Here is a 25,838-nt window from a genome sequence, read left to right as displayed (position 1 = left end):
TCCATTCTTTTTACATTTAAAGTTCATTCTTAAATCCGCGCACCTTGACATTTTTGTATTTCACGATTGAAACTACCGCAAGCACTGTTACCATGATGATATATGGAATGATATCGAACAGTCCTGCTGCCGGTCCTGCATAGATACTTAAGTTTACGGCCAGTGACCTCGCAACACCAAACAAAATCGCATAGAGTGACGATAATACCGGTTTCCCCTGTCCGCAGTAGATTGCCGCGATTGCGATAAAACCACGGCCCGCCGTCATATCATTGGTATAAAGGCCGAGGCGCTCTACCGAGAGGTTCACACCTGCCAGAGCACAGCAGAAGGCACCGATCAGGACTGCTGCATATTTATAAAAGTTTGTTTTGATACCAAGGCTCTTCGCAGAATCTTCATTCTCACCGACAACCCGTACATAGATTCCAAACTTCGTCTTATACATCAGAACTGCAAACGTGGCTATTCCGATAAATGCCAGATACGTGATCGGCGGATGGCCGCTTAAGATTGCCCCAATGATTGGGATATCTTTAATCAACGGAATATTAATCTTAAACTTCGCAATATTCACATTCGTCAGGTTGATGTTCGCCGTCTCCATCATCTTCATGACAAAACCTGCAATCGCAGGGGCAATCAGGTTGATGGCAAGACCTACGACGATGACATTTCCTTTATAAGTAATGCCCATAACAGAGAATACCAGTCCGTAAACCAGTGTACTTAAAATCGCCAGAATAACTGCCAGGGCCAGATTCCCGGTAAAGAACATTACCAGTGTGGAAATGAATGCACCGTTTAGCATCATACCTTCCAGTGCGATATTCAGCACGTTCGCCTTATATGCGAACATACCACCTATTACGCAGAGGATAATCGGCGTACTGTGATACACAGTATCATACAAAATGTTGTTAATCAGTTCCATTATGCAGCCTCCTCCCTTTTCTTTGCACTCTTCTTACGGAAAGAAAAATTCGTCCGCTCGGAGATGAATTTCACCGCCAGGAAGAGGATGATCAGTCCCTGGATCAGTGCCACAATTTCTTTCGGAACACTCGTGTACATGTTGATATTATCGCTTCCTGTCTTTAATGCTGCATAGAAGATGGCCGCAATCAGGATTCCCCCCGGGGAATGTCCGCCCAGAAGTGCAATCAGCATACCATCCCAGCCAAGTCCCGGTGTTCCGGAAAAACTTAATGTATACTTGAACTGTTCACTCATCATATAGCCTGATCCGGCAAGTCCTGCCAAAGCCCCGCTGATCAGCATCAGAATAATCGTCTTCTTAGCCACATTCATGCCGGCCGCCTCAGCAAATTCAGGATTCTTTCCGATTGCTGTCAGCTCATACCCAAGCTTTGATTTCTTCATCACAATATACATAATAATTAATACAATAATCGCTATCACAAAAAACATTGTCAGACGGGAGCGCCCGAATCTGGAAAACATCGCGCTCTCCTGAATGGTCGGTGTCGCAACATAACCGGAGCTCAAGTCACGGAAAACGCCTGTGGAAAGGTATTCCAGTGCTTTTGCCATTGCGTAGTTCAGCATCAGCGTTACTACCATCTCATTTACCTTGCACTTCGCCTTCAAAAGCGCCGGGATCAGGGCAAACGCCATACCGCAGAGGATACCGACTGCGAAACAGATGACTTTATGTACCAGCGGATTCATTCCGGTAATATACGCACCCGCGATTCCTGCAAAGAAACCACCCAGCAGCATCTGGCCTTCCACACCCATGTTATAGAGATTTGCTTTGAACGTCACTGCGATTGCCAGACCTGTAAGGATCAGCGGTGATGCATAGTGGAGCGTATTCATAAATCCCGTGGAAGATAAAAATGACTTTTTCAGAAGTATCCAGTAAGTTTCCAGCGGATTCTCCCCGATGCATGCAATGACAATTCCTCCGATAATAAAGGCCAGCAGAATCGGCAGGACTGAATTGATTATATTCCTTAAAATATTTCCTTTTTTATTCATGAGCTGCCCCCTTTTCCCCCGGCTGGATACCTGCCATCAGAAGTCCGATACTTGCCGTCGTCACTTCATCCTGACAAACACGTCCGGAGATTTTCCCTTTATACATAACGATCATGTTATCTGAAAGGCTTAAGATTTCTGAAAGTTCACTGGATACCAGAATTACAGCGTTTCCCTCATCCCTGAACTTTAAAATCTGTTTGTGGATAAATTCGATAGAACCGATATCTACACCTCGGGTAGGCTGACAGGCAATCAGAAGCTTCGGGCCCGCAGACAGTTCTCTGGCAACAATGATCTTCTGCGCATTTCCCCCTGACAGGCTGGATACATTCCCGTTCAGGTCGCCGATACGGATATCAAATTCCTCGATGTATTTGTCCCTCTTTGCCCGGATGGCCTTCTGGTCAAAGATCCCCCTTTTGCAGACATCCGGACTCCCGTGGTATCCTGCAATACAGTTCTCCGATATATTCATATCCCCGCAGAGTCCCTGCGCATAACGGTCCTCCGGAATGATGCCAACCCCGGATTTCCGGAGCTGTGCCGGCCAGTCATTGGTCACATCTTTTCCAAGAAATGTTACCGTTCCCTTTGTGGACTCCATCAGTCCGGTCATCAGCTTTACAAGCTCCGACTGTCCGTTTCCTTCCACACCGGCTACTCCCAGTATTTCTCCTTTATGGACTTTGAAGGAAATCTCAGATACGACTTCTTTTCCGTAGTCATTGATCGTAGACAGGTCCTTCACTTCATATATGACTTCATCCGCTATTGGTTCTTTTCTCTCATTATTTACGGTCAGTACAACATTTCTTCCGACCATCATCTGTGCAAGCTCCGCCTCGTTGGTATCTTTCGTCTTCACATGTCCGATGACCTTCCCCTGCTTGATGACGGTAATGCTGTCGCTTAATTCCATGACCTCGCGCAGCTTATGTGTGATTACAATAATCGTCTTTCCCTGTTTCTTCATGTTCTTCATGTTCTTCAGGCTGACCATGAGGTCATCTACTTCCTGCGGTGTCAGCACTGCCGTAGGCTCATCCAGTATCAGGATGTCGACATTACGGTAAAGCATCTTCAGAATCTCTACCCTCTGTCTTCCGCCTACTGAGATATCCTCGATCTTATCGAGGGGATTTAACTCAAAATGATATTCGTCTATTAACTTCTGTACCTTTTCAATCTCTGTCTTTGAATCTACAAAAGGGGATTTTCCCTTCTTTATCTCAACACCAAGCAAAATATTCTCATACACGGTGAGGCTGGGCACCAGCTTAAAATGCTGATGCACCATACCGATCCCATTTGCTATTGCATCAATGGGGCTGTTCATCTGAACCTCTTTGCCGCGGATCAGGATTTTCCCACTGGTTGGCTGCAATAAGCCGTAGAGCATATTCATAAGTGTCGACTTTCCGGCGCCGTTCTCACCGACGATACATTTGATTTCCTGTTCTTCCACACTCAGGCTTATCTTATCATTAGCCGTGAAATCGCCGAACTTTTTTGTCAGATCAACCACTTCTATCATGCTCATTTATGTACCCTCATTTCTTATTTACTTAATTGTTACATTCTTGCATGTGCCCGGGTCGAATTCTTCGCCAACCTGTGCATTTGTTACCTTGATTGTCCCATCAGCAATCTGTGCCTTCAGGTCATCAATGTATGTCATGATCTCATCCCATTTTGCCTGTGCCTCATCTGTATCAGCCAGAGCATTTTTGATCTGGGTCAGGTCTGTGATATCTGTTGCGCCTGATGCAAGTGAGAATGTCTGAAGTCTGTCAATGTCATTGATTTTTCCGTCCACATATGCCTTTGTGATATCAAATACCGGAACAGATGTATTCTTAATAACACTTGTCAGGATATATCCCGGCTGCATATCGTCTTTGTCTGCATCTACGTGGATTGCCAGCTTGCCGTCTTCTTTTGCCTTAGATGCAACACCGTCTCCAACGCTTCCTGCTACTGCGTATACGAGGTTTGCCCCCTGGTTATAATAAGTTCCTGCCACTGTGCTTCCTGTTGCCGGATCAGCGAATCCTGCATCATATTTTGCATAGTAGTCATAATTTACTCCGAGGTCTTCAGCTGCCTTGTTGATTCCTTCAACAAATCCGTAAGAAAATACTGTGATACCGTTTGAATTGGTTCCGCCTACGAATCCGATTGCACGTCCGCCTTTGTCAAGGTCCGTGAACTTATAATTTTCAGCCGGGAACAGTACATCTTTGTTCTCAAGCACCTGTACGCCGAGTGCCCCTGCTATGTAAGAAGCCTCATGCACATCAAACAGTGCACAAATGACATTATCATGGATTACATTGCCGCTCTCATCTACGTTCGGGTTGTCATTGACACAGACAAATGTTGTATCCGGGTACATCTCTGCAATTGGTTCTGAACCGCCGACTCCTTTAATCAAAGCATCGAAATCGTATTCCAGGTTAAAGATAACATTGTATCCATCTTCCGCCAGTGTCTCAAGTGCAGCCGGGATTCCGTTCGTAGGCTCAACTACCTTGTACTCTACTCCCAGTTCATCAGCCGCTTTCTTAGCGCCTTCTACTGCAGTCTGATTGTAACCGTTGTCATTCTGTCCTGCGGAATCACAGACGATTGCAATCTTCACATCACTTTTCTTGCCGGAGTCCGCGCTCTTTTCGTCCTTGCTTCCCCCGCCGCAGGCTGTCAGACAGCCTACTGTCATAGCCGCTGCTAATAACACACTCAACACTTTTCTGCTTTTTTTCATAATGTTCCTCCTTTTTCTTTCACATCTTGAATTTATTTGACCTGCTCAATATAAAACTTATATTGATCTGTCCGATAGTAACATTTGAAGCTTTCAATCGGCAGCTCCTTGCCCTGGACGACTCCGTATGTCGTGCTTCCGAATAATATGACGGGCATCTGTTCATCAATATCCAGATATTCTGCAATTTCTTCTTCCGTCAGGACCGCCTCAATCGTCCTTCTTGACTTCGCAAATCTGACTCCGTACTGCTCTCTGAGAAGATCATATAATGACTGGGTGCTGAAATCATACTTCTCAATCCCCGGAAATAACTTGCGCGGGAGATAGGTGATCGTATAATTCAAAGGCTCCCCGTCTGCCATCGTGATTCTCTCTAGGCGGAACAGCTCATCTCCTACCGCTGTGTTCAGCAGCCTTGCCCGCTTGGCATCTGCCGGAACAATTTCACTGACTGTCACCTTCTTGGAAGGATTCCTTCCCAGTCTGATCACATCATCCGTACAGCTGGTGATCGCGAACAGGTTCTGGCTGTAATCATCGCTTTTTACATATGTTCCTTTCCCCTGCACTTTGTAAAGATAGCCACTTGTCACCAGTTCGTCAATAGCCCTCCTGACTGTGATGCGGCTGACCTGGTACTGCTCCATCAGCTCTCTTTCACTTGGAATGGGGCATTCTGGTTCAAATTCCTCTTCCTCGATCTTCTGGATCAGTTCCTTTTTTAGGACAAAATACTTTGGTACGCGTTCCTCTTCCATTCACTTCCTCCCTTGCTGACGTTATGTCATCATGTCGTTATGTCGTCATAACCAGTTGTAATTATATAATAATCCTATTTTCAAAAAAGTCAACACTTTAACCATTTTTTTATTTACTGCCGATTCATTTTTGTTTATTTTCACATATTTTAAGTGTTTATTTTGTGAAAAGTGCTCAGCAAAAAAGTAAAAAAAGACAGCCTTCTTTATCCGCTTTATAAAAGCTGAATAAAAATGCTGTCCTTTTTCATAACCAGTCGGGATGTTTCTGAGGAAAATTATCATTTCCTGCCTACAGGGCCACCTGGTCTATATAAAACTTATATTTATCCGTCCGGTAATAGCACTTGAAATTCTCAACCGGCTGTTCCTGTCCGTTGACCTCCCCGTAAGTGGTGCATCCGAACAGTATGACCGGCATCCCCGGTTCAATATCCAGATACTCGGCAATCTCGTCTTTCACGAGCACAGCCTCAACCGTTCTGCGTGCCTTTGTAATATTGACATGGTACTCTTCCCCGAGCACCTGATACAGAGACTCTTTCCCAAAATCATGCTTTTCAAGCCCCGGAAACAGCTTCATCGGCAGATATGTAAGCGTATAGTTCAACGGCTCTTCATTGGCATATAAGACCCTCCCCAGCTGGAAAACCTGATCCGCAGCTGTCAGATTCAGTGCCTTTGCCCTCTTTTTATCTGTCGTAAGAACCTGCGATACAATCACCTGCTTGGTCGGTGTCATCCCCATATTGCGTACAGCCTGGGTACAACTGACTAAAGAGAACAGATCATTGCTCTTCTCATCAGTCTTTACATAAGTCCCTTTCCCCTGTACTTTATACAGGTATCCCTCGACAACCAGCTCATCAATCGCCTTGCGTACGGTAATCCTGCTGACCTGATGCTGCTCCATCAGTTCACGCTCACTTGGTATCGGCCCGTCCGGAGTATATTCCTCCATCTCGATCTTGCGGATAATCTCCTTCTTTAACTGATAATATTTTGGCACACGTTCCTCGTTCATAACATACCTTCCTGTTCCTTGACTGCTGCTGATAAATTCAACCGGCAATACTTCGCTTTTGTGCAGACAGTTCTTTATATAGATTATAGCAAATCTTCCCGGGCTTTAAAAGGGGCTTTCATTGGGATCACTTAATACTTCATATATTCCCCCTGAAAAAATTTAGCCAGATTCCATATAATCTTCTCCATATCAAGAACAGTATATATCTCTTCATCCGCCAGAATCATCTTCTTCTCTATCCAGATCTCATTGCAGGCACTCTCACTTTCCGGTCTCTGAATCTCAGTATACTTTCCCGGGTCAAGTATATATGGCTCTCCCGAATATAAGATTCCCAGCTGGTAATTCTGGTACTCAAAGATAAAAACAAGCGTCCTCTCCTCCTCCGGCTCTGTCTCTTCTATACACAAAACCGGCACAATCCCGCCTTTATAATTACAGACCCCGGTAAAATGTTCGGGGAGGCAGGGCATTCTGGATATCTTCAGCTCACGGCATATTTCCCTGATGTCCCTGAACTCAAACGCATAATTTTTCTTCTTCCCGCGTATGCATAGCAGTTCGCGGTCATTCTCTATCTCCATATGTTCCCTCTTTCATATAAATCAAACAGTATTTCCAGGTCAAGTGCCGTACAGATCTTCCCGCTTCCCATAATGCTCATTCCGCTTGCCCCTGTTTTACGCCGGAAGTCGACTCCAAACAGGGCCGGGAGCTGTTTTATAACAATGCGCTTCTGTTCATACATGCTGTCCACAAGCAGACACCCTTCCTTTTCTGTTCCCTTCGCATATACGATGGCAGCTGTATCCGGTGTCTCCCCTCCCAGACTATAGAATTTTCTCAGGTCAACGAGCGGCACCATACGTTCTTCGAACAAAATATAATTACGCCCATTGATTTCTTGTATATTCTGCCTGTTCTTACCATATTCCAAAAACCGGAACACATAACGTGCAGGAATAGAAAACCGGTACTCTCCAACTCTGAAGCGGATACACTCCATCGTTGCCAGTGTAAGCGGAACGACCAGCGTAAAGGTACTGCCTTTTCCTGTCTCGCTCTCAATATACAGGTTTCCTCCGGCATTTTCCAAAACATTCTTTACAACATCCAGACCCACACCCCTGCCGGAATATTCCGTCACTACATCCTTCGTCGTAAATCCCGGGTGGAGGAGCAGGTCCATAATTTCCTGTCTGCTGTACTCTTCTTCTGGTTTGGAGAGGATACCCATACTTCTTGACTTTTCCAGAATCTTGTCCTGGCTTATTCCTCTTCCGTCATCTGAAATCGTAATCAGCACCTCTCCTACTGTGCTTTCCACATTAAACTCTATCTTCCCTTTCGGGTCTTTTCCCGCTGCGATCCGCTCTTCAGGAGGTTCTATCCCGTGGTCGACCGCATTTCTTATCAGATGCAGAAGAGCCTCTGAAATATATTCAACAACACTTTTATCCGCTTCTATATCTCCACAGCTAGCCTTAAAATCGACCTCTTTCTTTTCATCCCGGCAGATATCTCTAAGAATCCTGCGAACCTTTGGGACGATCCGTTCAACCGGTACCATGCGCATCTCCATGACTGTACGTTCAACTTCACTGATGAGCCGGTTGATCTGGTGGGCGGTGCCTTCTTTCAGGTCACTCATCCCGTTCTCCTCAAGCTGGGCCTCCAGGGACATCATCTGTATGATCATCTCACGGGCAAGGTTCTGCAGACGGTCAAGCCTGTCGCTGCGTACGTTCAAAAAGTCATTCTCGGGATTTGATGCTGCTGCAGGCGCGGCAGGCTCCGGTTCCTTCTTCCCAGCCGCCGTGTTTTCCTTCAGTATCTCACACTGGGCAACAAACAGGCCTCCCCTTAATATATCCATAACCTGTTCTTTGTGTTCGCTCTGGAAACGGATAAAGACTCCGTGTTCAGCAATTTGCTCCGCTTCACTCTGTGCACTTTCCAGATTCGCAGGGAGGGTCTCCAACTCCGTGCACAGACCTGTAATCTGGCGCACAACCATAAATGCGCGGATATTTTCCATCCGGCATCCTTCCTCCAGCCTGATCCTTACGATAACCCCGGGCTTCTCCAACATCTCCCGGGGTCTGTCATCCTCCTCCCCGGCAGATTTCTGTTCTTTTATTTCCCCGCACACCTGCTCACTGCTGATTTTCTTCAGGTAGTCTTTTGCCCCTGCTTCCAGTACGGACGTATCTCCCGGTTCGTAACCAGCCAGCACCATGCACTTCATTTCATCTTCAATATAATCTGAAAATGCATACAGCAAATCAAACAACTCCGTTTCCGCCTGTTCGATTCCTTCCTGCTGTTCTCTGAACCAGGAAAATAAATCCTCCATCGTATGTGCCAGCGAAGATAATCCTTTCAGCCCCATCATTGCAGAAGAACTCTTTAGTGTATGCATGATCCGAAATATATTATGAATATCTTCCCCTGTGAAAGCATTCTTCTTTTCAGTCTCCAGAAGAACCGCACCGAGCTGTTCCGTCAGCTGTTTTGCCTCCATCAGATATACTTCCAGCATCTCCTGTGCATCTTCATCAAAGTATCCCATATTCTCACTCCGCCTGTTCTATGCTTTCATACCATACGCTGCGGTTTTTCCCGTTTCTCTTGCCATAATACAGTGCCTTGTCCGCACACGCGATACATTCCTCGATTCCTTCCTGTTGTCCGTAAACATGGAGCCCCAATGTAATCGTACAGAAAAATTTATCTTCCTTGTTCCAGATTCCAAATTGTTCTATGTCTTTACGGATCGTTTCACTAATCTCAAATGCTTCCTGCTCCGTCACATTGAAAAGCACAATCAGGAATTCTTCCCCGCCCCATCTCACAACTTTATGCTGGCGGCAGTGCGCCTCCATTATATTAGCAATACAAACGAGAGCCGCATCTCCGGCATCATGTCCATATGTATCATTCACTTTTTTAAAATCGTCGATATCGCACAGAATCACAACATTTTTCTTTTCCTCTACCCTGCTGCCTTTGATATCATCTAACAGATCCCCCACAACATATCTCCTGTTGTAGAGTCCCGTCAGACCATCCTTGAATGCAAGCTCATTCAGCTTGCTCATGGTCGTCTTCAGTTCTGTGTTCATCCTGTTCAAATCGTCTTTCTGGCACTTCATTTTCAAATGCGCTACTACGCGTGACTGAAGCTCACCTTTGACAAAAGGTTTTTTAATGTAATCACATGCCCCCAGCGTAAATCCCTTCACTACATCATCATCTTTATCTTTCGATGTCAGATAGACAATGGAAGCGTTATTCTGATCCCTCATTTTCAGCTTGTCAAAGAGCTGATATCCATCCGTATCCGGCAATACGACGTCCAAAAGAATCAGATCCGGCTGGTACTGTTCTATCATATCCAGCGCCTCTGCCCCGGTATGTGCCTCACAGAGAAATATATCTGTATCCCGAAGCGCTGCTTTAATCTGCTGGCAGATCATAAGACTGTCGTCCACCACCATTACAATTTGTTTCCTTTCCGTTTCCATCATAGTCCCTCCATCTATTGTATCTGCATACTATATCTCATAAATATATCATTTCATGTCTGACTGTACTTATTTCCAACACACCGTCTTCTGACCGGAAAGTAATCGTCCTTCCATAGCTTCCCCCGGTATCTTCCCCGGCAATCCGGACGCCCTCTTCCTGCAGTGTTTTCTTCACACTCTGTATATTCCAGTACCCGATATCCCAGCCCTTTTCTACGCCGCGGAACATCCTGGCACCGCCTGCAATCTTCGCTGTCAGAGTTCTCCTGCTGGCTCCCTGCCTGCAAATCTCACTGATCAGCTCACGAGTCCCTTCCACTGCAAACTTATATACATTCTCCTGATTTACCGCGCGGCTCTTGTCCGGTAAAATCACATGGGCCATTGCAGCTACCTTCGTCTTCGTGTCATATAGACATACTCCTACGCACGATCCCAGTGCGTAAGAAACCAATGCCTGGCCGTTTCTGGCCGTTTTTCCTTCAGCAATTCCCACCACGATTTTTTCCATAGTATTACTCCCTGAGCTTATCCAGTATGGCAGTCATTGCTGTCATCTCCGGCCAGAACAGTATCCGTCCGACATAAGCATGGCCTCCCATACGGAATACATTCTCGATCAACAGCACGTCATCACTGACCTGCAGATGTCTTGCAAGCGGAACACCCAGGATCGCACCTCCCATATCAATGCACATATCGGGTACAGACACATCTGTCTCCATCCCGGTAACCTGTGACAAGGCGCGTATATAGGAACCGCACATAATGTTTCCAAGCTCACTTAACACAGACAGCTCCATTTCATCCAAAGCCGTCAGGTCCCTCTCTTTCTCTTCCAGCATCGCATCCATAACTGCACGCGTAAACGCTTCATCCATCAGGAAGAGGAACATCCCCTTGAGTTCACCAAATACTTGAATCAGAATGCCCGCCTGCAGTTCTTCCTGTATGTCAAGCTCATCAAAAATGTCTTGGTATTTCACGAATCTGAGAGTCGGCACCCCTACTTCAAGCGGATGCTCCATCATCATTGAAAGAGATGCGACCGCATTTCCCGTCCCGATGTTTCCCAGTTCCTTTAATATATCCTTTGCTATATCATCCAAAGCTAAATAATTTTCCATCTGTATCCTTCTTTCCTGTCCCGGTACCGCGTATCCTAAATACTTTGCCCGGTGCTGTATTAAAGTTCAAACTGTTCTACCAGTTCTCTCAGCATCTGGGCCTGGGCTGACAACTCCTCGCTTGCTGCTGCACTCTCTTCCGATGTGGCAGAGTTACCCTGCACAATATCGGAGATCAGCTCAACACTCTTTCTGATCTGGGCGATTGCATCTGCCTGCTGTTCGGAGAGCCTGGATATGTCCCCGACCATCTCGTTAACGGTCTCGGCACCTTCTACAGATGTCTTTAATGTACGGGCTGTCATACTGGCAGCCTCATAGCCTTCTCTGACAGCCTCTGAGTTCTTCTCCGCAAGGTCTGCAGTCAGCTTGGACGCACTTGCGGTCTTGGCCGCAAGCCGGCGCACCTCTCCTGCCACAACTGCAAAGCCTTTGCCAGCATCACCTGCCCTTGCTGCCTCTACAGACGCATTCAGGGCCAGTATATTCGTCTGAAATGCGATGTCTTCTATCTCCTTGACAATGCCTGTAATTTCTTTCGAGTTTTCCTGAATCTCTTTTATGCTGCCCTGCAGCTTCTCCATCTGCTGGTTGTTCTCCAGAATGCGGTCTCTTACTTCAGACGCATAGTCTCTGGACTTCACAGCTTTCTCTGCGTTGACGCCTACGCTTTCAGCAATTTCATTGATGCTTACGGCAAGCTCTTCGATCGAGCTCGCCTGTTCAGACGCCCCCTGTGCCAGCACCTGGGCCCCGTCAGATACCTGCTCTGCCCCTCCTGACACCAGCTCCGAACTGCTGCTGATCTGCCTCATGGAATTTCTGAGCATCTTCCCAATCTCTTCCATCGATTCACCGAGAGCGATAAAATCCCCCTTGAACTTTATATCACATGTATAGTTCAGCCGTCCGGCCCCCAGAGCGAGCAGGCCTTTTCTCAGTTCCGAAACATAGAGGCTTAAGGACCGTGCTGTGGAACGGATATCATCAGCCAGTTCACCAAATTCATTGGCGGATTCGTAATCCAGTTTCACATCCAGCTGGCCATTTGCAATCTGGCTGGCTGCCCCCTTCACTGCTATAATAGGCTGCACTGTGCTTCTGGTAATCGCAATCCATAAAAAGATGGTAATCAGGACACAAAAGGCCGCAAGCATACTCAAGAATGTAATGACACTGACATTCTGTTTTTTAACGGTTTCCAGACTGGCTTCTGCATCTGCTTTGGAGGCTTCCTCGACCTCATCTACAACACTGATTACAGTTTCCGCCTGTGGCTCGTATTCCTTAAAATAGACATCAAATGCCGCCTGGTCATTATTCTGCTCAAGATATGTATAAACGCGCTGTCGGGCCTCTTTTAATTTTCCATATTCATCAGAAAGCTGGTCTACTTTTTCTCCGCCGCTGATATATCCCGAATTAAGCTCTGTTATCCCTGCATCAACATTTTTCGCTGTTTCCTGAATAATCTGCATGCACTCTTCTTCATCAACCACATTATCTGTTGTAGATATGATCGCAAGATTTTTTACAATCTGTAAAATATTCGTGCTCACTTCATGTGAAGTCTCAACATTTGCAAACGGGCCGCTGTACAGCGCCTCCATTCTTTGTCCAAGATCACGAATACTCAGAACCGATAATATAACCGTCAGGATATACAGTGCTATGACCGTGGCAAATGCTGCCATCAGCTTTCGCCCCACTCTCAGATTCTTAAAAAGTCCCTTCATAGCTTTTTCCTCTCCTATGTATTAGCTTTCCAGAATATATGCAACTACCTTTTGTAGTTCTTCTTTTTTAAATGGTTTCACTATAAATTCCAGAGCACCGCAGCCAATCGCCTTCTGGATCATCATCTCCTGTCCGATTGCAGAACACATAACGACTTTAGCCTTCGGGTCATATTCAATAATCTCACCCAGTACTTCGATCCCTGACTTTCCGGGCATAGTAATATCGAGCAGAACAAGGTCCGGGCTTTCCCTGCGGTAGATGGCAACCGCCTCATCCCCGTCAGCCGCCTCCAGAATATTATTATATCCTGCCTTTTCCAGTGTTTTTCGTATGGTCGTCCTCATAAACACAGCATCATCTACTATCATTATTTTATTTTCCATATCTTTTCCTCCATCTTTTTTAAAGCCCCTGATCTCTTATGCATTCTCTGACTTTCTGTATACTGCCGGATACACCTGCTCCAGACTTGTCTCTTCCCTGGAGAGCAGTTCCGCGTGACCTATGAACAGATACCCTCCGGGATTCAGGTTTTCCTCAAGCCGTGAAACAAGCTGCTTTCTTGACACCTTGTCAAAATAAATCATGACATTCCGGCAGAATATAACGTCAAACTTTCCATTCTGTCTCATCGGCTCCATCAGATTATGCTTCTGAAACCTTATGTTATACCTGAGGTTTTCATTTACCCGGAAATTATTTTTATCGATATCCTGACAATACTTCTCCCGCCAGGACAACGGGATATTTTCACGTTCCCGTTCCGGATAGATGCCCTGTTCTGCCTTCTTAAGTACTTCCTCCGAAATATCCGTGGCAAGGATTCTCACATTCGGCAGTTGTCCTCCCTGGTCCTGATATTCCTGAAGACACATCTTAAGTGTATAGCATTCCTCACCTGTGGCACAGCCGGCGCACCATATTTGGCAGGATCCATACCTTTTCTTTAGAGCTAGCTCCGGCAGGACCCTCTCTTTGAGTATAGTAAAATGTTCCGGTTCCCGAAGGAAATACGTAAAGTTTGTCGTCAGCCGGTTTACCATTCCGCCTGCAATCTCACCGGTCCGGTCCTTCTGAAGCATTTTCAGATACTCCGCAAACGTTTCTGCACCGCACCGTTCAAGCTCTTTTACCATTCTGCATTCGATTAATATCTTTTTATTTTTAAGATTAATTCCGTATTGTGTACGGAAATATTCCACAATATCCAAAAACTCCTGATCTGTAAGCCTAATCACTTCTTTTCCCCCACACGCCGTCCCCCAACGGCAGTATTGAATCAGTTAATCCAGTCCCGGCACTTGCTTCTCCTGTAGAATCACCTGCCATACCTGCAAGATGTCCTTGTTCTGTCCTGAATATGATACCACAGGCAAAACCTCTCGCGCCTTCCGGTAAACACTCTTTATCGCTTTCCACAGACTGGCCATAATACACTACCAGCTCCTCTTCATAAAAAGAAATCCCCATTACCCGGTCAGAGGCCAGCGGCACTCTCAAAATTTGGGGCCGCATCACTACAGCCACTATCTTATCCCTGTCTATATATACGGTCTGCCCTTCCCGCTCCAGTATAAGGTACTGTGCCGCCTCTTCTGCCGGCGTTTTCCATACTTCTGTCCCTTGTTCCTCTGCCGCCTGTATGGGCGTGTCCATCTCTGCTGCCTTTTTCAGCAGCTTTGCGTCCAGCATATATCCCCAGCGTTCGCCGTCAGCCAGCTGTATTTTCGCCACCGATTTCAGAAAATGGTTCTGACTGTTGATAACCGGCTCCGTCAGCGGGAACTCTCTCAGATAGCTGCTTTCTACAATCCCGTCTATTCTGCTGGCTAAGATTCCTGCCGCCTCCCGGTCAATACAAAAATCATCCGGGCAGGTACTTTGTATATCGTCTGCCTTCAGTAGTATACAATACCTGTGTACAGTATTTCCGCTGTCCGTATGACCTCCTGCGGTATGCAAAAAATCAACAAAAGACAGCTCTGTCACCTGGTCTGCATCCATGATTCTTTCTACACAGGAAAGAGTAAGCAGATAAAAAACCGCATCCACCTCAAACACCAGATAAGAACTGTCCATCTTTTCCATCCATAACCGCCCCCTCAAATTCAAGCTAGTTTAATCATACTTTATTCCTGACGTAAACACAAGATAACCGTTAGTTTTTGTTAAATATTTTTATATTACAAGTGTTTCCCCTGTGATTTTCCGTCTGTTTTGTTCACCTCTGCAGGTAAAAAAAGAGCCGGCGGCTAAATAGCCGTCAGCTCCTTTTTCTATTCTTCTTCTGCAAGTACCAGTTCTTCCTCAATATCTAGTTCTTCGTCAAAGTCTATCTCGTCATCCATTTCAAATTCCGTGCTCAGTTTAACATCACGGTACTTTCTCATACCTGTACCAGCCGGAATATGCTTACCGATGATTACATTTTCTTTCAGTCCGACCAGATGGTCAACTTTACCCTTGATTGCAGCTTCCGTCAGAACCTTTGTTGTCTCCTGGAAGGATGCTGCCGACAGGAAGGAATCTGTTGCAAGGGATGCTTTTGTGATACCAAGCATAATCTGCTCGCCCGTTGCCGGCTCTTTGCCTTCTGCTTCAAGCTGTTCATTCACTTCATTGAATTCCAGCACATCTGCCATTGTACCCGGCAGGAATTCGGAATCACCGCGCTCCTCGATACGAATCTTCTTCAGCATCTGGCGCACAATAACCTCGATATGCTTATCGTTGATCTCAACACCCTGCAGGCGGTACACACGCTGTACTTCCTGAATCATATAATCCTGAACGGCACGTAAGCCTTTGATCTTCAGGATATCATGAGGATTCACGCTACCTTCTGTCAGTTCGTCTCCGGCCTCTAATACCGCGCCGTCCTGTATCTTGATACGGGAACCATACGGGATCAGGTATGCCTTGGACTCTCCTGTCTCACTATTTGTTACGATGATCTCACGCTTCTTCTTTGTATCGCTGATCACTGCAGTACCTGCAAACTCTGTGATAATGGCAAGACCTTTCGGCTTTCTTGCCTCAAAAAGCTCCTCGACACGAGGAAGACCCTGTGTGATATCATCACCGGCAACACCACCCGTATGGAATGTACGCATGGTCAGCTGTGTACCCGGCTCACCGATGGACTGTGCGGCAATAATGCCGACAGCTTCGCCGACCTGTACTGCTTCTCCCGTTGCCATGTTCGCTCCGTAACACTTGGAGCATACACCATTCTTGCACTTACATGTAAGCATGGTACGGATCTTAACGCTTTCTAAGTGGTTGCCCTTTGCATCCACACCCTTTTTCATGACTTTCTCCGCACGTCTCGGAGTAATCATGTGGTTTGCTTTTACAAGGACATTTCCATCTTTATCTTTAATATCCTCACAGGAGAAACGTCCTGTAATACGCTCCTGAAGGCTCTCAATCTCTTCATTACCATCCATGAATGCTTTGACATACATTCCCGGAATTTCTTTTCCTTCTTCCACACAGTCGCTGTCATGAATGATCAGTTCCTGGGAAACGTCGACAAGACGTCTTGTCAGGTATCCTGAATCGGCTGTACGCAGGGCTGTATCAGACAGACCTTTACGGGCACCATGCGCAGACATGAAGTACTCCAATACGTCCAGACCTTCACGGAAGTTCGACTTGATAGGCAGCTCGATTGTACGGCCCGTTGTATCGGCCATAAGTCCGCGCATACCTGCCAGCTGCTTGATCTGTTTATCGGAACCACGGGCTCCGGAGTCAGCCATCATGAAGATGTTGTTATATTTATCAAGACCGGACAGCAGCGCCTCTGTCAGCTTATCATCGGTTGCCTTCCATGTCTCAACGACTTCTTTGTAACGCTCTTCCTCGGTGATCAGACCACGCTTGTAGTTCTTTGTGATCCTGTCAACGGTATTCTGTGCTTCCTCGATCATCTGAGGCTTCTCCGGCGGCACAGTCATATCGGAAATAGATACGGTCATAGCCGCTCTTGTAGAGAACTTGTAGCCGATCGCTTTTACGTTATCAAGCACTTCTGCTGTCTGTGTAGAACCATGTGTATTAATAACCTTCTCAAGGATCTGTTTGAGCTGTTTCTTACCTACATGGAAATCAACCTCAAGTATCAGGTCATTGCCCTCTACTTCACGATCCACGAATCCGAGGTCCTGAGGAATGATTTCATTGAACAGGAGCCTTCCTACTGTTGCCTCTATCACACCCGTCTTCTCGGTTCCGTCAGGCATCATCTTTGACACACGGACTTTGATTCTGGAATGCAGTGTTACATAACCATTTTCGTATGCCAGTATCGCTTCATTCGTACTCTTGAAGAACATGCCTTCACCTTTGGCACCAGGTCTTTCCTGTGTCAGGTAGTAGATACCAAGTACCATATCCTGTGAAGGAACGGCAACCGGACCACCATCGGATGGTTTCAGCAGGTTGTTCGGTGAGAGCAGTAAGAAACGGCACTCAGCCTGTGCTTCTACAGACAGCGGTACATGGACGGCCATCTGGTCCCCATCGAAATCGGCATTGTAGGCAGCACATACGAGCGGGTGCAGCTTGATCGCTTTACCTTCTACAAGGATAGGCTCAAATGCCTGAATACCAAGTCTGTGAAGTGTGGGGGCACGGTTCAGCATAACCGGATGCTCTTTGATAACTTCCTCGAGTACATCCCATACTTCCGTCTGAAGTCTTTCCACCATCTTCTTTGCATTTTTGATGTTATGCGCGGTTCCGTTTGCAACCAGCTCTTTCATAACAAAAGGCTTGAACAGCTCGATTGCCATCTCTTTCGGCAGACCGCACTGGTAGATCTTCAGTTCCGGCCCTACGACGATAACGGAACGTCCTGAATAGTCAACACGTTTTCCGAGCAGGTTCTGGCGGAAACGTCCGGATTTACCTTTCAGCATGTCAGATAAGGATTTCAGCGCCCTGTTTCCGGGGCCTGTAACCGGGCGGCCGCGGCGGCCGTTGTCAATGAGCGCATCAACAGCTTCCTGTAGCATACGTTTCTCGTTACGCACGATAATGTCCGGGGCTCCCAGTTCAAGGAGTCTCTTAAGGCGGTTATTTCTATTGATAATTCTTCTGTATAAATCATTTAAGTCAGATGTTGCGAAACGTCCGCCATCCAGCTGTACCATCGGACGTAAATCCGGCGGGATAACCGGAATAGCTGTCAGAATCATCCACTCCGGTTTGTTGCCGGATTCACGGAATGCTTCTACTACTTCCAGACGTTTTACGATTCTTGCACGCTTCTGTCCTGTTGCGTTGGTCAGGCCAGCCTGCAGTTCTGCATATTCCTTTTCCAGATCAATAGACTGGAGCAGTTCCTGAATGGACTCAGCCCCCATTCCGACACGGAATGAGCCATAGCCCCATTTTTCTTTTGCTTCCTGATACTCTGCCTCGGATAAGATCTGTTTGTACTGTAAGTCAGTTTCTCCTTTATCGAGTACGATATAAGAAGCAAAATACAGCACTCTCTCCAGTGTTCTCGGAGAAATATCCAGAATCAGTCCCATACGGCTCGGGATTCCTTTAAAGTACCAGATATGGGAAACCGGCGCTGCCAGTGCGATGTGCCCCATACGCTCACGGCGTACGGAGGCTTTTGTTACTTCAACACCACATCTGTCGCAGACAACACCTTTGTAACGAATCTTCTTGTACTTACCGCAGTGGCACTCCCAGTCCTTGCTTGGTCCGAAAATACGCTCACAGAAAAGTCCGTCTTTCTCAGGTTTCAGTGTTCTATAGTTAATGGTCTCCGGCTTGGTTACCTCACCTCTTGACCAGTCCATAATTTTTTCCGGTGAAGCCAGCCCGATTTTGATTGCATCAAAAGTCAATGGTTGGTATTGTTGTTCATTGTTACTTGTTGGCATATAAATGGCTCCTCCTATTCTTCGTCATCTATAAATTCATCAAAGTCGAGCTCTGCATCGTCTTCGAATTCATCGTCCTCAGGTTCCACATCCTCAAGTTCTTCCCCAACAAATTCCTGTTCTGTGAATCCATGTTCCCCGAGAGGTTCATCTTCATCACGGTATCTTCTGTCACCTTCGATAATAGAGTGCAGATCGGTCTCGCCGAAATCTACAGTTTCCATAATCTCTACTTCTGTATTGTCATCACGCAGCACTCGTACATCCAGTGCCAGTGACTGAAGCTCTTTTAAAAGTACCTTGAAGGACTCCGGAATTCCCGGTTCAGGGATGTTCTCGCCTTTAATGATTGCTTCATAGGTCTTCACACGTCCGACAACGTCATCTGACTTCACAGTCAGGATTTCCTGCAGAGTATAGGATGCACCATATGCTTCCAGTGCCCAAACCTCCATCTCTCCGAAACGCTGTCCGCCGAACTGTGCCTTACCGCCCAATGGCTGCTGTGTAACCAGTGAGTAAGGACCTGTAGAACGGGCGTGGATCTTATCATCTACCAGATGATGAAGCTTCAGGTAGTGCATGTGTCCGATTGTAACCGGGCTGTCGAAATACTCTCCGGTACGGCCGTCCCTTAAGCGGACCTTTCCGTCGCGTGACAGTGGGACTCCCTTCCACAGTTTTCTGTGTTCTCTGTTGTCAGACAAATATTCCAGAACTTCCGGAAGGAGCTCTTCGCCGTGTTTCTCCACGAATTCTTCCCATTCCAGATTCACGTAATCGTTTGCCAGATCCAGGGTATCCATAATATCAATCTCGTTCGCACCGTCGAAGACTGGCGTAGAGATATTAAATCCTAATGCTCTTGCCGCGAGGCTTAAGTGAATCTCAAGTACCTGTCCGATATTCATACGGGAAGGCACACCCAGCGGGTTCAGAACGATGTCCAGAGGACGCCCGTTCGGAAGATACGGCATATCTTCTACCGGAAGTACACGGGAAACAACACCCTTGTTACCATGACGGCCGGCCATCTTGTCACCTACAGAAATCTTTCTCTTCTGCGCAATATAGATGCGGACTGCCTGATTCACTCCCGGAGACAGCTCGTCGCCGTTCTCTCTTGTAAATACTTTGGCGTCTACGACAATACCGTATTCACCATGAGGCACTTTCAGGGAAGTATCTCTTACTTCACGCGCCTTTTCACCAAAGATTGCACGAAGCAGTCTCTCTTCGGCTGTCAGTTCTGTCTCTCCCTTCGGAGTTACTTTACCGACCAGGATATCTCCTGCGCGGACCTCGGCCCCGATGCGGATGATACCTCTTTCATCCAGGTCTTTCAGCGCGTCATCGCCGACACCCGGTATATCTCTTGTGATCTCTTCAGGCCCGAGCTTTGTATCACGTGCCTCTGCCTCATATTCCTCAATATGCACAGATGTGTATACATCATCCTGAACCATTCTTTCGCTCAGCAGAACGGCATCCTCGTAGTTGTAACCTTCCCATGTCATGAAACCGATCAGAGGGTTCTTTCCGAGCGCCATCTCCCCATTGGACGTGGACGGACCGTCAGCAATTACTTGTCCTTCCTCTACCCTTTCGCCTTTATCGACGATTGGTCTCTGGTTGTAACAGTTGCTCTGGTTACTTCTTAAGAACTTCGTCAGTTTGTAAGTCTTCTTCGTTCCGTCATCATGTCTGATTGTGATATCTGTTGATGTGGAGCGCTCAATCACACCGGCTCTCTCTGCAACGATGCAGACACCAGAGTCAACTGCAGACTTCACTTCCATACCTGTTCCGACAACCGGGGCTTCTGTTGTAAGAAGCGGAACCGCCTGACGCTGCATGTTGGATCCCATCAGCGCACGGTTGGCATCATCGTTCTCCAGGAAAGGAATCAGGGCTGTAGCCACAGAGAATACCATCTTAGGCGAAACGTCCATGTAGTCGAACTTGCTTCTCTCATATTCCTGTGTCTCTTCACGGTAACGGCCGGATACATTCTTATGAATGAAATGTCCTTCCGCATCCAGCGGCTCATTCGCCTGTGCCACGTGATAATTATCTTCTTCATCAGCTGTCATGTAGACAACTTCTTCTGTAACAATCGGGTTCTCCGGATCTGTTTTGTCAATCTTACGGTATGGGGCTTCCACAAAACCGTACTGGTTGATTCTTGCATAGGTAGCAAGTGAGTTAATCAGACCGATGTTAGGACCTTCAGGAGTCTCGATCGGGCACATTCTTCCATAATGGGAATAATGAACGTCACGAACCTCGAATCCGGCACGGTCTCTTGACAGACCTCCTGGTCCCAGTGCTGAGAGACGTCTCTTGTGGGTCAGCTCACCAAGCGGGTTGTTCTGGTCCATGAACTGTGACAGCTGGGAAGAACCAAAGAACTCCTTAACTGCCGCTGTTACCGGCTTGATGTTGATCAGTGACTGCGGGGAAATGCCTTCCTGGTCCTGTGTTGTCATTCTTTCACGGACAACTCTTTCCAGTCTGGACAGACCAATTCTGTACTGGTTCTGGAGAAGTTCTCCGACAGCACGGATACGTCTGTTGCCCAGATGGTCGATATCGTCGTCATTACCCATTCTGTATTCCAGATGGATGTTATAGTTAATGGAAGCTAAAATATCTTCCTTTGTAATATGCTTCGGAATCAGATCGTGAATATCCCTGCGGATCATGGATTTCAGTTCGTCGATATCCCCTGCTGATTCTTCCAGAAGTCCTGCCAGTACCGGATAATATACCTGTTCTGTCACTCCCACTTCCTTCGGGTCGATATCTACAACTGCCTGCAGGTCAACCATCATGTTGGAAAGAATCTTAATATTGCGTGATTCATCCTCTCCCTCTACCCACAGGTAAGGCACTGCTGCGTTCTGAATCTCATCTGCAAGTGTTCTTGAAATCACGGTTCCTTTTTCCGCCAGAATCTCTCCTGTCAGCGGGCTTGCAACGTCCTCTGCCAGTCTCTGTCCTGTTACGCGGTTCTTTAAAGCCAGCTTTTTGTTGAACTTATATCGTCCGACTTTCGCCAGGTCATAGCGCCTCGGATCGAAGAACATACTCGTAATCAGGCTCTCTGCGCTGTCTACCGCAAGCGGTTCGCCCGGCCGTATCTTCTTATATAATTCAAGCAGACCTTCCTGATAATTCTCGGCTGTATCTTTGCCGAAACTTGCAAGGATTTTTGGCTCCTCACCAAAGAGGTCGATGATTTCTGCATTCGTTCCGATACCAAGTGCACGGATCAATACTGTAATCGGCACTTTTCTCGTTCTATCTACACGTACATAAAAAACGTCATTGGAGTCTGTTTCATATTCCAGCCATGCACCACGGTTTGGGATGACTGTTGCTGAGTAAAGTTCTTTACCTAACTTATCATGGGCTATCCCATAGTAGATACCAGGGGAACGAACCAACTGGCTTACGATGACACGCTCAGCACCGTTGATTACAAAGGTACCTGTCTTCGTCATAAGCGGCAGGTCTCCCATAAATATTTCATGTTCGTTAATCTCATCGTTGTCTTTGTTGTAAAGTCTGACCCTTACTTTCAAAGGCGCAGCGTATGTTGCATCACGCTCTTTACACTCTTCGATTGTGTACTTTACGTCGTCTTCGCAAAGTGTAAAATCGACAAATTCCAGACTTAAGTGTCCACTGAAGTCAGTGATCGGGGAAATATCATCAAATACCTCTTTCAGTCCGTCATCCAGAAACCACTGGTAAGAGTCTTTCTGGACTTCGATTAGATTCGGCATCTCTAATACTTCTTTTTGTCTGGAATAGCTCATGCGTGAACTTTTTCCGTTTGTGATGGGACGAATTCTGTTTTTCTCCATTGACGTTTCACTCCTCATATATTTTTTGGCGGGCTACGAGTCGCCCTTCGTTAATTCCAGTAATATCGGGAAAGAGCCCTGTGACAGTAAATCGTCACTATAATGGCATACCTTTCCACAATAGTGCATTTTTTACTATATCACAAAGCTCTTCCTGCTGTCAACATATTTCTTACTAATTTCCGAAAAACCTCTTGACATCTGTCGATTTCTGTGGTATTAACGAACTCATCCGGCTTATGGGCCTGCTGTAAACTGCCCGGCCCGTAGGACATACAGTTCCTGTTTCCAAGCTTTCCGGCAATAACCGCCGTGTCCGTATAACCAGGAAATACAGTGATCCCGGGGGGCGTTTTCGTCGTTTCCTCCACTGCCTTTTCCAGCTCTTTCAAGAGGACTGAATCTTCATGTGTCTCTACGCTCGGCCTGTCACCAGTGATTCTATAGCTTCCATGTACACCGGGCACCTGTTCTTCTCCGTAGCGTATGGCCGACTGTACCAGGTCTGCCGCTTTTTCCGTGTTCATCGGCGGGGCCAGCCGCATATCAATCGTTGCCCTGCAGCTGTCTGGAACAACGTAGGGGCTGTACCCGCCGCCAATCTGCCCGAAGGTGACGGTAGAAGGCCCGAGTTCTTCGTGTACAGGGCATTTTTTTATTTTACTTCTTATATAAGTAAGTACAGCTGCCATTCCCGCAATGGCGTCCGCCCCCTTTTCCGGCATACTTGCATGTGCGGTCACGCCCTTTACTTCCACTTCAAACCATGTCCGACCCTTGTGGGACATCTGGATGTTCCCGTCAGTGGGCTCCATATCCACGATCCAGTCATTCTTTGTCACCCACTGTTCAGCAACCACTCTTTCCACCCCCGTCATGTCCCCTTCCTCATCGGATGTTCCGATAAACATGAGCGGGTATTCAGGCACGACAGCGCCCTCTTTTACTGCCTGCGCCATTTCCGCAAAAACCGTGAGCGCACACGCCAGACCAGATTTCATGTCGCATGCACCTCTTCCATAAATCCTGCCGTCCTGAATCTCCCCGGAAAATGGATTTTTTTTCCACCCATCTCCTGTGACTACTGTATCCATATGACAGATAAAAACAAGCGCCGGTGTTTTCTTACGCCCTTTTATTACCGCCCTGATATTAAAGCGGCCGTCTTCTCCTTCAGAACGCTCTGGTTCAACGCCTGCTCCCTTCAGATAATCAGATATGAAGGTGCCTATCTCCCTCTCATAGGTCCCCGGATTGGTGCTTTCTATGCGAATCAGCTGCTGTGTTAATGTTACTGCGTCAAAGATTGTTGTTTTCATATTATATCACTCTCCTGATAATCAACTGTTTCTATAGTATAACACGGCCGCCCCTGCAATGAAAGGTGGGCCTTTGCAGTAAAAAACAGACAGGGTTTTACTCCTGCCTGCTTTCTGCCGGGATCCCGGCTGCTATATAGCCTTATCTTCTGAATGCTGCTGCATTCCAGAACAATTCATTCTTAAACTGACGGATGGTTGTGTCTTTATCAATATAAACAGCCTCGATACCCATTGCTGCCGCCCAGTCTCCCATCTGTTCTGCTGTCAGGTCATAGGAGAATGCCGTATGGTGTGCCCCGCCTGCCAGTATCCATGCCTGTGCACCTGTCTTCAGATTCGGCTGCGGCGTCCAGAACGCTGTCGCTACCGGTAATTTCGGCATTGGTTTCTCTGTCTTTTTACAGTCTACGTCGTTAATGATGAGACGGAATCTGTCCCCAAGATCGATCAGTGAAGTTGCAATCGCAGGTCCTTCTTTTGCAGTAAACACAAGGCGGGCAGGATCTTCTCTGTCACCCATGCTAAGAGGCTGTGCCTTGATGCTGACAGGGCCGTCTGCGATCGTCGGGCACACTTCCAGCATGTGTGCCTGGAGGATTCCTTCCTTGCCCGGTACCAGATTATATGTATAGTCTTCCATAAAGGAGGTACCCTTTGCGTCCTTCATTCCCTCTGTCATGATCTTCATGACACGTACCATAGCAGCTGTCTTCCAGTCACCTTCTCCTCCGAAGCCGTAGCCTTTTTCCATCAGCCGCTGGATTGCAAGTCCCGGAAGCTGTTTCAGGCTTCCAAGGTCACCAAAATGTGTAACGATTGCCTGATAGTTTTTCTCCGTCAGGAACCTTTCGAATCCGATTTCAATACCTGCCTGTACGGCTACATGCTCTCTGAATTCCTTTTCATCTCTTCCTTCCAGAAGAATTTCGTATTTATCATAGTACTCTTCTACAAGTGCATTAATGTCTGCCTGAGATACCTGCGCCACAGCTTCGGCAATCTCATTAACCGGGTATGCATCGACTTCCCAGCCGAACTTAATCTGGGCCTCCACTTTGTCACCTTCTGTAACAGCAACATTTCTCATGTTATCCGCAATACGCATCACGCGGATATGGCTGCTCTCGATCACACCAACCGCAGTACGCATCCATGAACCGATCTCTGCCTGCACTGCCTTGTCACCCCAGAAGCCTACGATCACTTTTCTCTCCATTTGGAGTCGGCTGAAGATATGGCCATACTCCCTGTCACCATGTGCTGACTGGTTTTCATTCATAAAATCCATATCAATCGTATCATACGGGATTTCCTGATTGAACTGCGTATGCAGATGGAGCAGAGGTTTCCTGTACTCCTGAAGTCCGAGAATCCATGACTTCGCAGGCGAGAACGTGTGCATCCATGTAATCACACCCGCACAGCTTTCATCTGTATTCGCCTCGTTGAATGTCTTCCTAATCAGCTCATTCGTAATGAGAGTCGGTCTCCATACTACCTCATACGGAAGCATCCCGGAATCATTCAGCGATTCCACAATCTGTTTAGAATGTTCCGCAACATGTGCAAGACACTCATCCCCATATAAATCCTGTGATCCTGTGCAAAACCAAAATTTGTACTGTTTCTGCTGCATTTCTTTCATCCTCCTAAATTTCTGAATATTCAGACTTTCGGGAGCAAGGGGGTGGGGCCCCCCAGAAAACCGGGGGGGGCCCCCCCGCCACCCGGGTAATTAATTTTTTTTTTTTTTTTTAGTAGTATTGGGTGGGGGCGGGGTTT

At 46.9% G+C, this 25,838-nt stretch carries 19 protein-coding genes; all 19 read right to left on the bottom strand.

Annotated features, from left to right (window positions below):
• Positions 1-16 precede the first annotated feature (16 nt).
• A complete protein-coding gene (locus ABIN22_RS14995) occupies positions 17-934 on the bottom strand; it encodes an ABC transporter permease (RefSeq protein ID WP_346909674.1) in 918 nt (305 codons plus the stop codon).
• Positions 934-2,004 carry an ABC transporter permease gene (locus ABIN22_RS14990; RefSeq protein ID WP_109732692.1) on the bottom strand — a complete coding sequence of 357 codons (1,071 nt, stop codon included), beginning with the start codon at positions 2,002-2,004 and terminating at the stop codon, positions 934-936. The genes ABIN22_RS14995 and ABIN22_RS14990 overlap by 1 nt, the downstream gene beginning before the upstream one ends.
• Positions 1,997-3,547, bottom strand: coding sequence for an ABC transporter ATP-binding protein (locus ABIN22_RS14985; RefSeq protein ID WP_346909672.1), 1,551 nt, complete (start codon positions 3,545-3,547; stop codon positions 1,997-1,999). The genes ABIN22_RS14990 and ABIN22_RS14985 overlap by 8 nt, the downstream gene beginning before the upstream one ends.
• A 21-nt stretch (positions 3,548-3,568) precedes the next feature.
• On the bottom strand, positions 3,569-4,771 hold the full coding sequence (locus tag ABIN22_RS14980) for a BMP family lipoprotein (RefSeq protein WP_181368784.1): 1,203 nt from the start codon (positions 4,769-4,771) through the stop codon (positions 3,569-3,571).
• Positions 4,772-4,803: 32 nt separating this feature from the next.
• Positions 4,804-5,532: a GntR family transcriptional regulator gene (locus ABIN22_RS14975; RefSeq protein WP_109732695.1), complete on the bottom strand. Its 729-nt coding sequence runs from the start codon at positions 5,530-5,532 to the stop codon at positions 4,804-4,806.
• A gap of 292 nt (positions 5,533-5,824) precedes the next feature.
• Positions 5,825-6,556, bottom strand: a complete 732-nt coding sequence (locus tag ABIN22_RS14970) for a GntR family transcriptional regulator (protein ID WP_109732697.1) — start codon at positions 6,554-6,556, stop codon at positions 5,825-5,827.
• A 131-nt stretch (positions 6,557-6,687) separates the two neighbouring features.
• The gene (locus tag ABIN22_RS14965) at positions 6,688-7,143 is read right to left on the bottom strand and encodes a chemotaxis protein CheW (RefSeq protein WP_109732698.1); all 456 of its coding nucleotides are present in this window, start codon (positions 7,141-7,143) and stop codon (positions 6,688-6,690) included.
• Complete coding sequence (locus tag ABIN22_RS14960; protein ID WP_346909668.1) at positions 7,134-9,131, bottom strand: chemotaxis protein CheA; 1,998 nt, start codon at positions 9,129-9,131, stop codon at positions 7,134-7,136. The genes ABIN22_RS14965 and ABIN22_RS14960 overlap by 10 nt, the downstream gene beginning before the upstream one ends.
• Positions 9,132-9,135: 4 nt before the next feature.
• On the bottom strand, positions 9,136-10,086 hold the full coding sequence (locus ABIN22_RS14955) for a GGDEF domain-containing response regulator (RefSeq protein WP_109732700.1): 951 nt from the start codon (positions 10,084-10,086) through the stop codon (positions 9,136-9,138).
• Positions 10,087-10,123: 37 nt separating this feature from the next.
• The gene (locus ABIN22_RS14950) at positions 10,124-10,600 is read right to left on the bottom strand and encodes a chemotaxis protein CheD (protein ID WP_118620412.1); all 477 of its coding nucleotides are present in this window, start codon (positions 10,598-10,600) and stop codon (positions 10,124-10,126) included.
• Between the two features lie 4 nt (positions 10,601-10,604).
• On the bottom strand, positions 10,605-11,216 hold the full coding sequence (locus tag ABIN22_RS14945) for a chemotaxis protein CheC (RefSeq protein WP_109732702.1): 612 nt from the start codon (positions 11,214-11,216) through the stop codon (positions 10,605-10,607).
• Between the two features lie 59 nt (positions 11,217-11,275).
• Positions 11,276-12,952 carry a methyl-accepting chemotaxis protein gene (locus tag ABIN22_RS14940; protein ID WP_346909665.1) on the bottom strand — a complete coding sequence of 559 codons (1,677 nt, stop codon included), beginning with the start codon at positions 12,950-12,952 and terminating at the stop codon, positions 11,276-11,278.
• Positions 12,953-12,973: 21 nt separating this feature from the next.
• Positions 12,974-13,339 (bottom strand): response regulator, encoded by a 366-nt coding sequence (locus ABIN22_RS14935; RefSeq protein ID WP_109732704.1) that lies wholly within the window; start codon positions 13,337-13,339, stop codon positions 12,974-12,976.
• A 36-nt stretch (positions 13,340-13,375) separates the two neighbouring features.
• Entirely contained in the window at positions 13,376-14,194 is an 819-nt protein-coding gene (locus tag ABIN22_RS14930; protein WP_109732705.1) for a CheR family methyltransferase, read from the bottom strand.
• Positions 14,187-15,044 carry a hypothetical protein gene (locus ABIN22_RS14925; protein ID WP_346909662.1) on the bottom strand — a complete coding sequence of 286 codons (858 nt, stop codon included), beginning with the start codon at positions 15,042-15,044 and terminating at the stop codon, positions 14,187-14,189. The genes ABIN22_RS14930 and ABIN22_RS14925 overlap by 8 nt, the downstream gene beginning before the upstream one ends.
• 188 nt (positions 15,045-15,232) lie before the next feature.
• Entirely contained in the window at positions 15,233-18,862 is a 3,630-nt protein-coding gene (gene rpoC / locus ABIN22_RS14920; RefSeq protein WP_109732707.1) for a DNA-directed RNA polymerase subunit beta', read from the bottom strand.
• A 14-nt stretch (positions 18,863-18,876) separates the two neighbouring features.
• Positions 18,877-22,734, bottom strand: coding sequence for a DNA-directed RNA polymerase subunit beta (gene rpoB / locus ABIN22_RS14915; RefSeq protein WP_118620415.1), 3,858 nt, complete (start codon positions 22,732-22,734; stop codon positions 18,877-18,879).
• A 140-nt stretch (positions 22,735-22,874) separates the two neighbouring features.
• Positions 22,875-24,053, bottom strand: coding sequence for a M20 family metallopeptidase (locus tag ABIN22_RS14910; protein WP_346909660.1), 1,179 nt, complete (start codon positions 24,051-24,053; stop codon positions 22,875-22,877).
• A gap of 142 nt (positions 24,054-24,195) precedes the next feature.
• Positions 24,196-25,692: an L-arabinose isomerase gene (gene araA, locus ABIN22_RS14905; RefSeq protein ID WP_109732710.1), complete on the bottom strand. Its 1,497-nt coding sequence runs from the start codon at positions 25,690-25,692 to the stop codon at positions 24,196-24,198.
• Positions 25,693-25,838: the final 146 nt, after the last annotated feature.

The sequence above is a fragment of the Faecalicatena orotica genome, from assembly GCF_905197545.1.
Lineage (GTDB): Bacteria > Bacillota > Clostridia > Lachnospirales > Lachnospiraceae > Faecalicatena_A > Faecalicatena_A orotica.
The sequence above is the reverse complement of the archived record's forward strand: the minus strand, read 5'-3'. Positions and strand labels throughout refer to the sequence as shown.

Bases quoted from the DNA above. Each gene is read 5' to 3' on its own strand.
- ABIN22_RS14995 (WP_346909674.1), bottom strand. From the start codon at position 934: ATGGAACTGATTAACAACATTTTGTATGATACTGTGTATCACAGTACG.
- ABIN22_RS14925 (WP_346909662.1), bottom strand. From the start codon at position 15,044: ATGGAAAAGATGGACAGTTCTTATCTGGTGTTTGAGGTGGATGCGGTT.
- ABIN22_RS14955 (WP_109732700.1), bottom strand. From the start codon at position 10,086: ATGGAAACGGAAAGGAAACAAATTGTAATGGTGGTGGACGACAGTCTT.
- ABIN22_RS14940 (WP_346909665.1), bottom strand. From the start codon at position 12,952: ATGAAGGGACTTTTTAAGAATCTGAGAGTGGGGCGAAAGCTGATGGCA.
- ABIN22_RS14950 (WP_118620412.1), bottom strand. From the start codon at position 10,600: ATGGAAAAAATCGTGGTGGGAATTGCTGAAGGAAAAACGGCCAGAAAC.
- ABIN22_RS14970 (WP_109732697.1), bottom strand. From the start codon at position 6,556: ATGAACGAGGAACGTGTGCCAAAATATTATCAGTTAAAGAAGGAGATT.
- ABIN22_RS14910 (WP_346909660.1), bottom strand. From the start codon at position 24,053: ATGAAAACAACAATCTTTGACGCAGTAACATTAACACAGCAGCTGATT.
- ABIN22_RS14945 (WP_109732702.1), bottom strand. From the start codon at position 11,216: ATGGAAAATTATTTAGCTTTGGATGATATAGCAAAGGATATATTAAAG.
- araA (WP_109732710.1), bottom strand. From the start codon at position 25,692: ATGCAGCAGAAACAGTACAAATTTTGGTTTTGCACAGGATCACAGGAT.
- rpoB (WP_118620415.1), bottom strand. From the start codon at position 22,734: ATGGAGAAAAACAGAATTCGTCCCATCACAAACGGAAAAAGTTCACGC.
- ABIN22_RS14980 (WP_181368784.1), bottom strand. From the start codon at position 4,771: ATGAAAAAAAGCAGAAAAGTGTTGAGTGTGTTATTAGCAGCGGCTATG.
- ABIN22_RS14975 (WP_109732695.1), bottom strand. From the start codon at position 5,532: ATGGAAGAGGAACGCGTACCAAAGTATTTTGTCCTAAAAAAGGAACTG.
- ABIN22_RS14935 (WP_109732704.1), bottom strand. From the start codon at position 13,339: ATGGAAAATAAAATAATGATAGTAGATGATGCTGTGTTTATGAGGACG.
- rpoC (WP_109732707.1), bottom strand. From the start codon at position 18,862: ATGCCAACAAGTAACAATGAACAACAATACCAACCATTGACTTTTGAT.
- ABIN22_RS14960 (WP_346909668.1), bottom strand. From the start codon at position 9,131: ATGGGATACTTTGATGAAGATGCACAGGAGATGCTGGAAGTATATCTG.
- ABIN22_RS14990 (WP_109732692.1), bottom strand. From the start codon at position 2,004: ATGAATAAAAAAGGAAATATTTTAAGGAATATAATCAATTCAGTCCTG.
- ABIN22_RS14965 (WP_109732698.1), bottom strand. From the start codon at position 7,143: ATGGAGATAGAGAATGACCGCGAACTGCTATGCATACGCGGGAAGAAG.
- ABIN22_RS14985 (WP_346909672.1), bottom strand. From the start codon at position 3,547: ATGAGCATGATAGAAGTGGTTGATCTGACAAAAAAGTTCGGCGATTTC.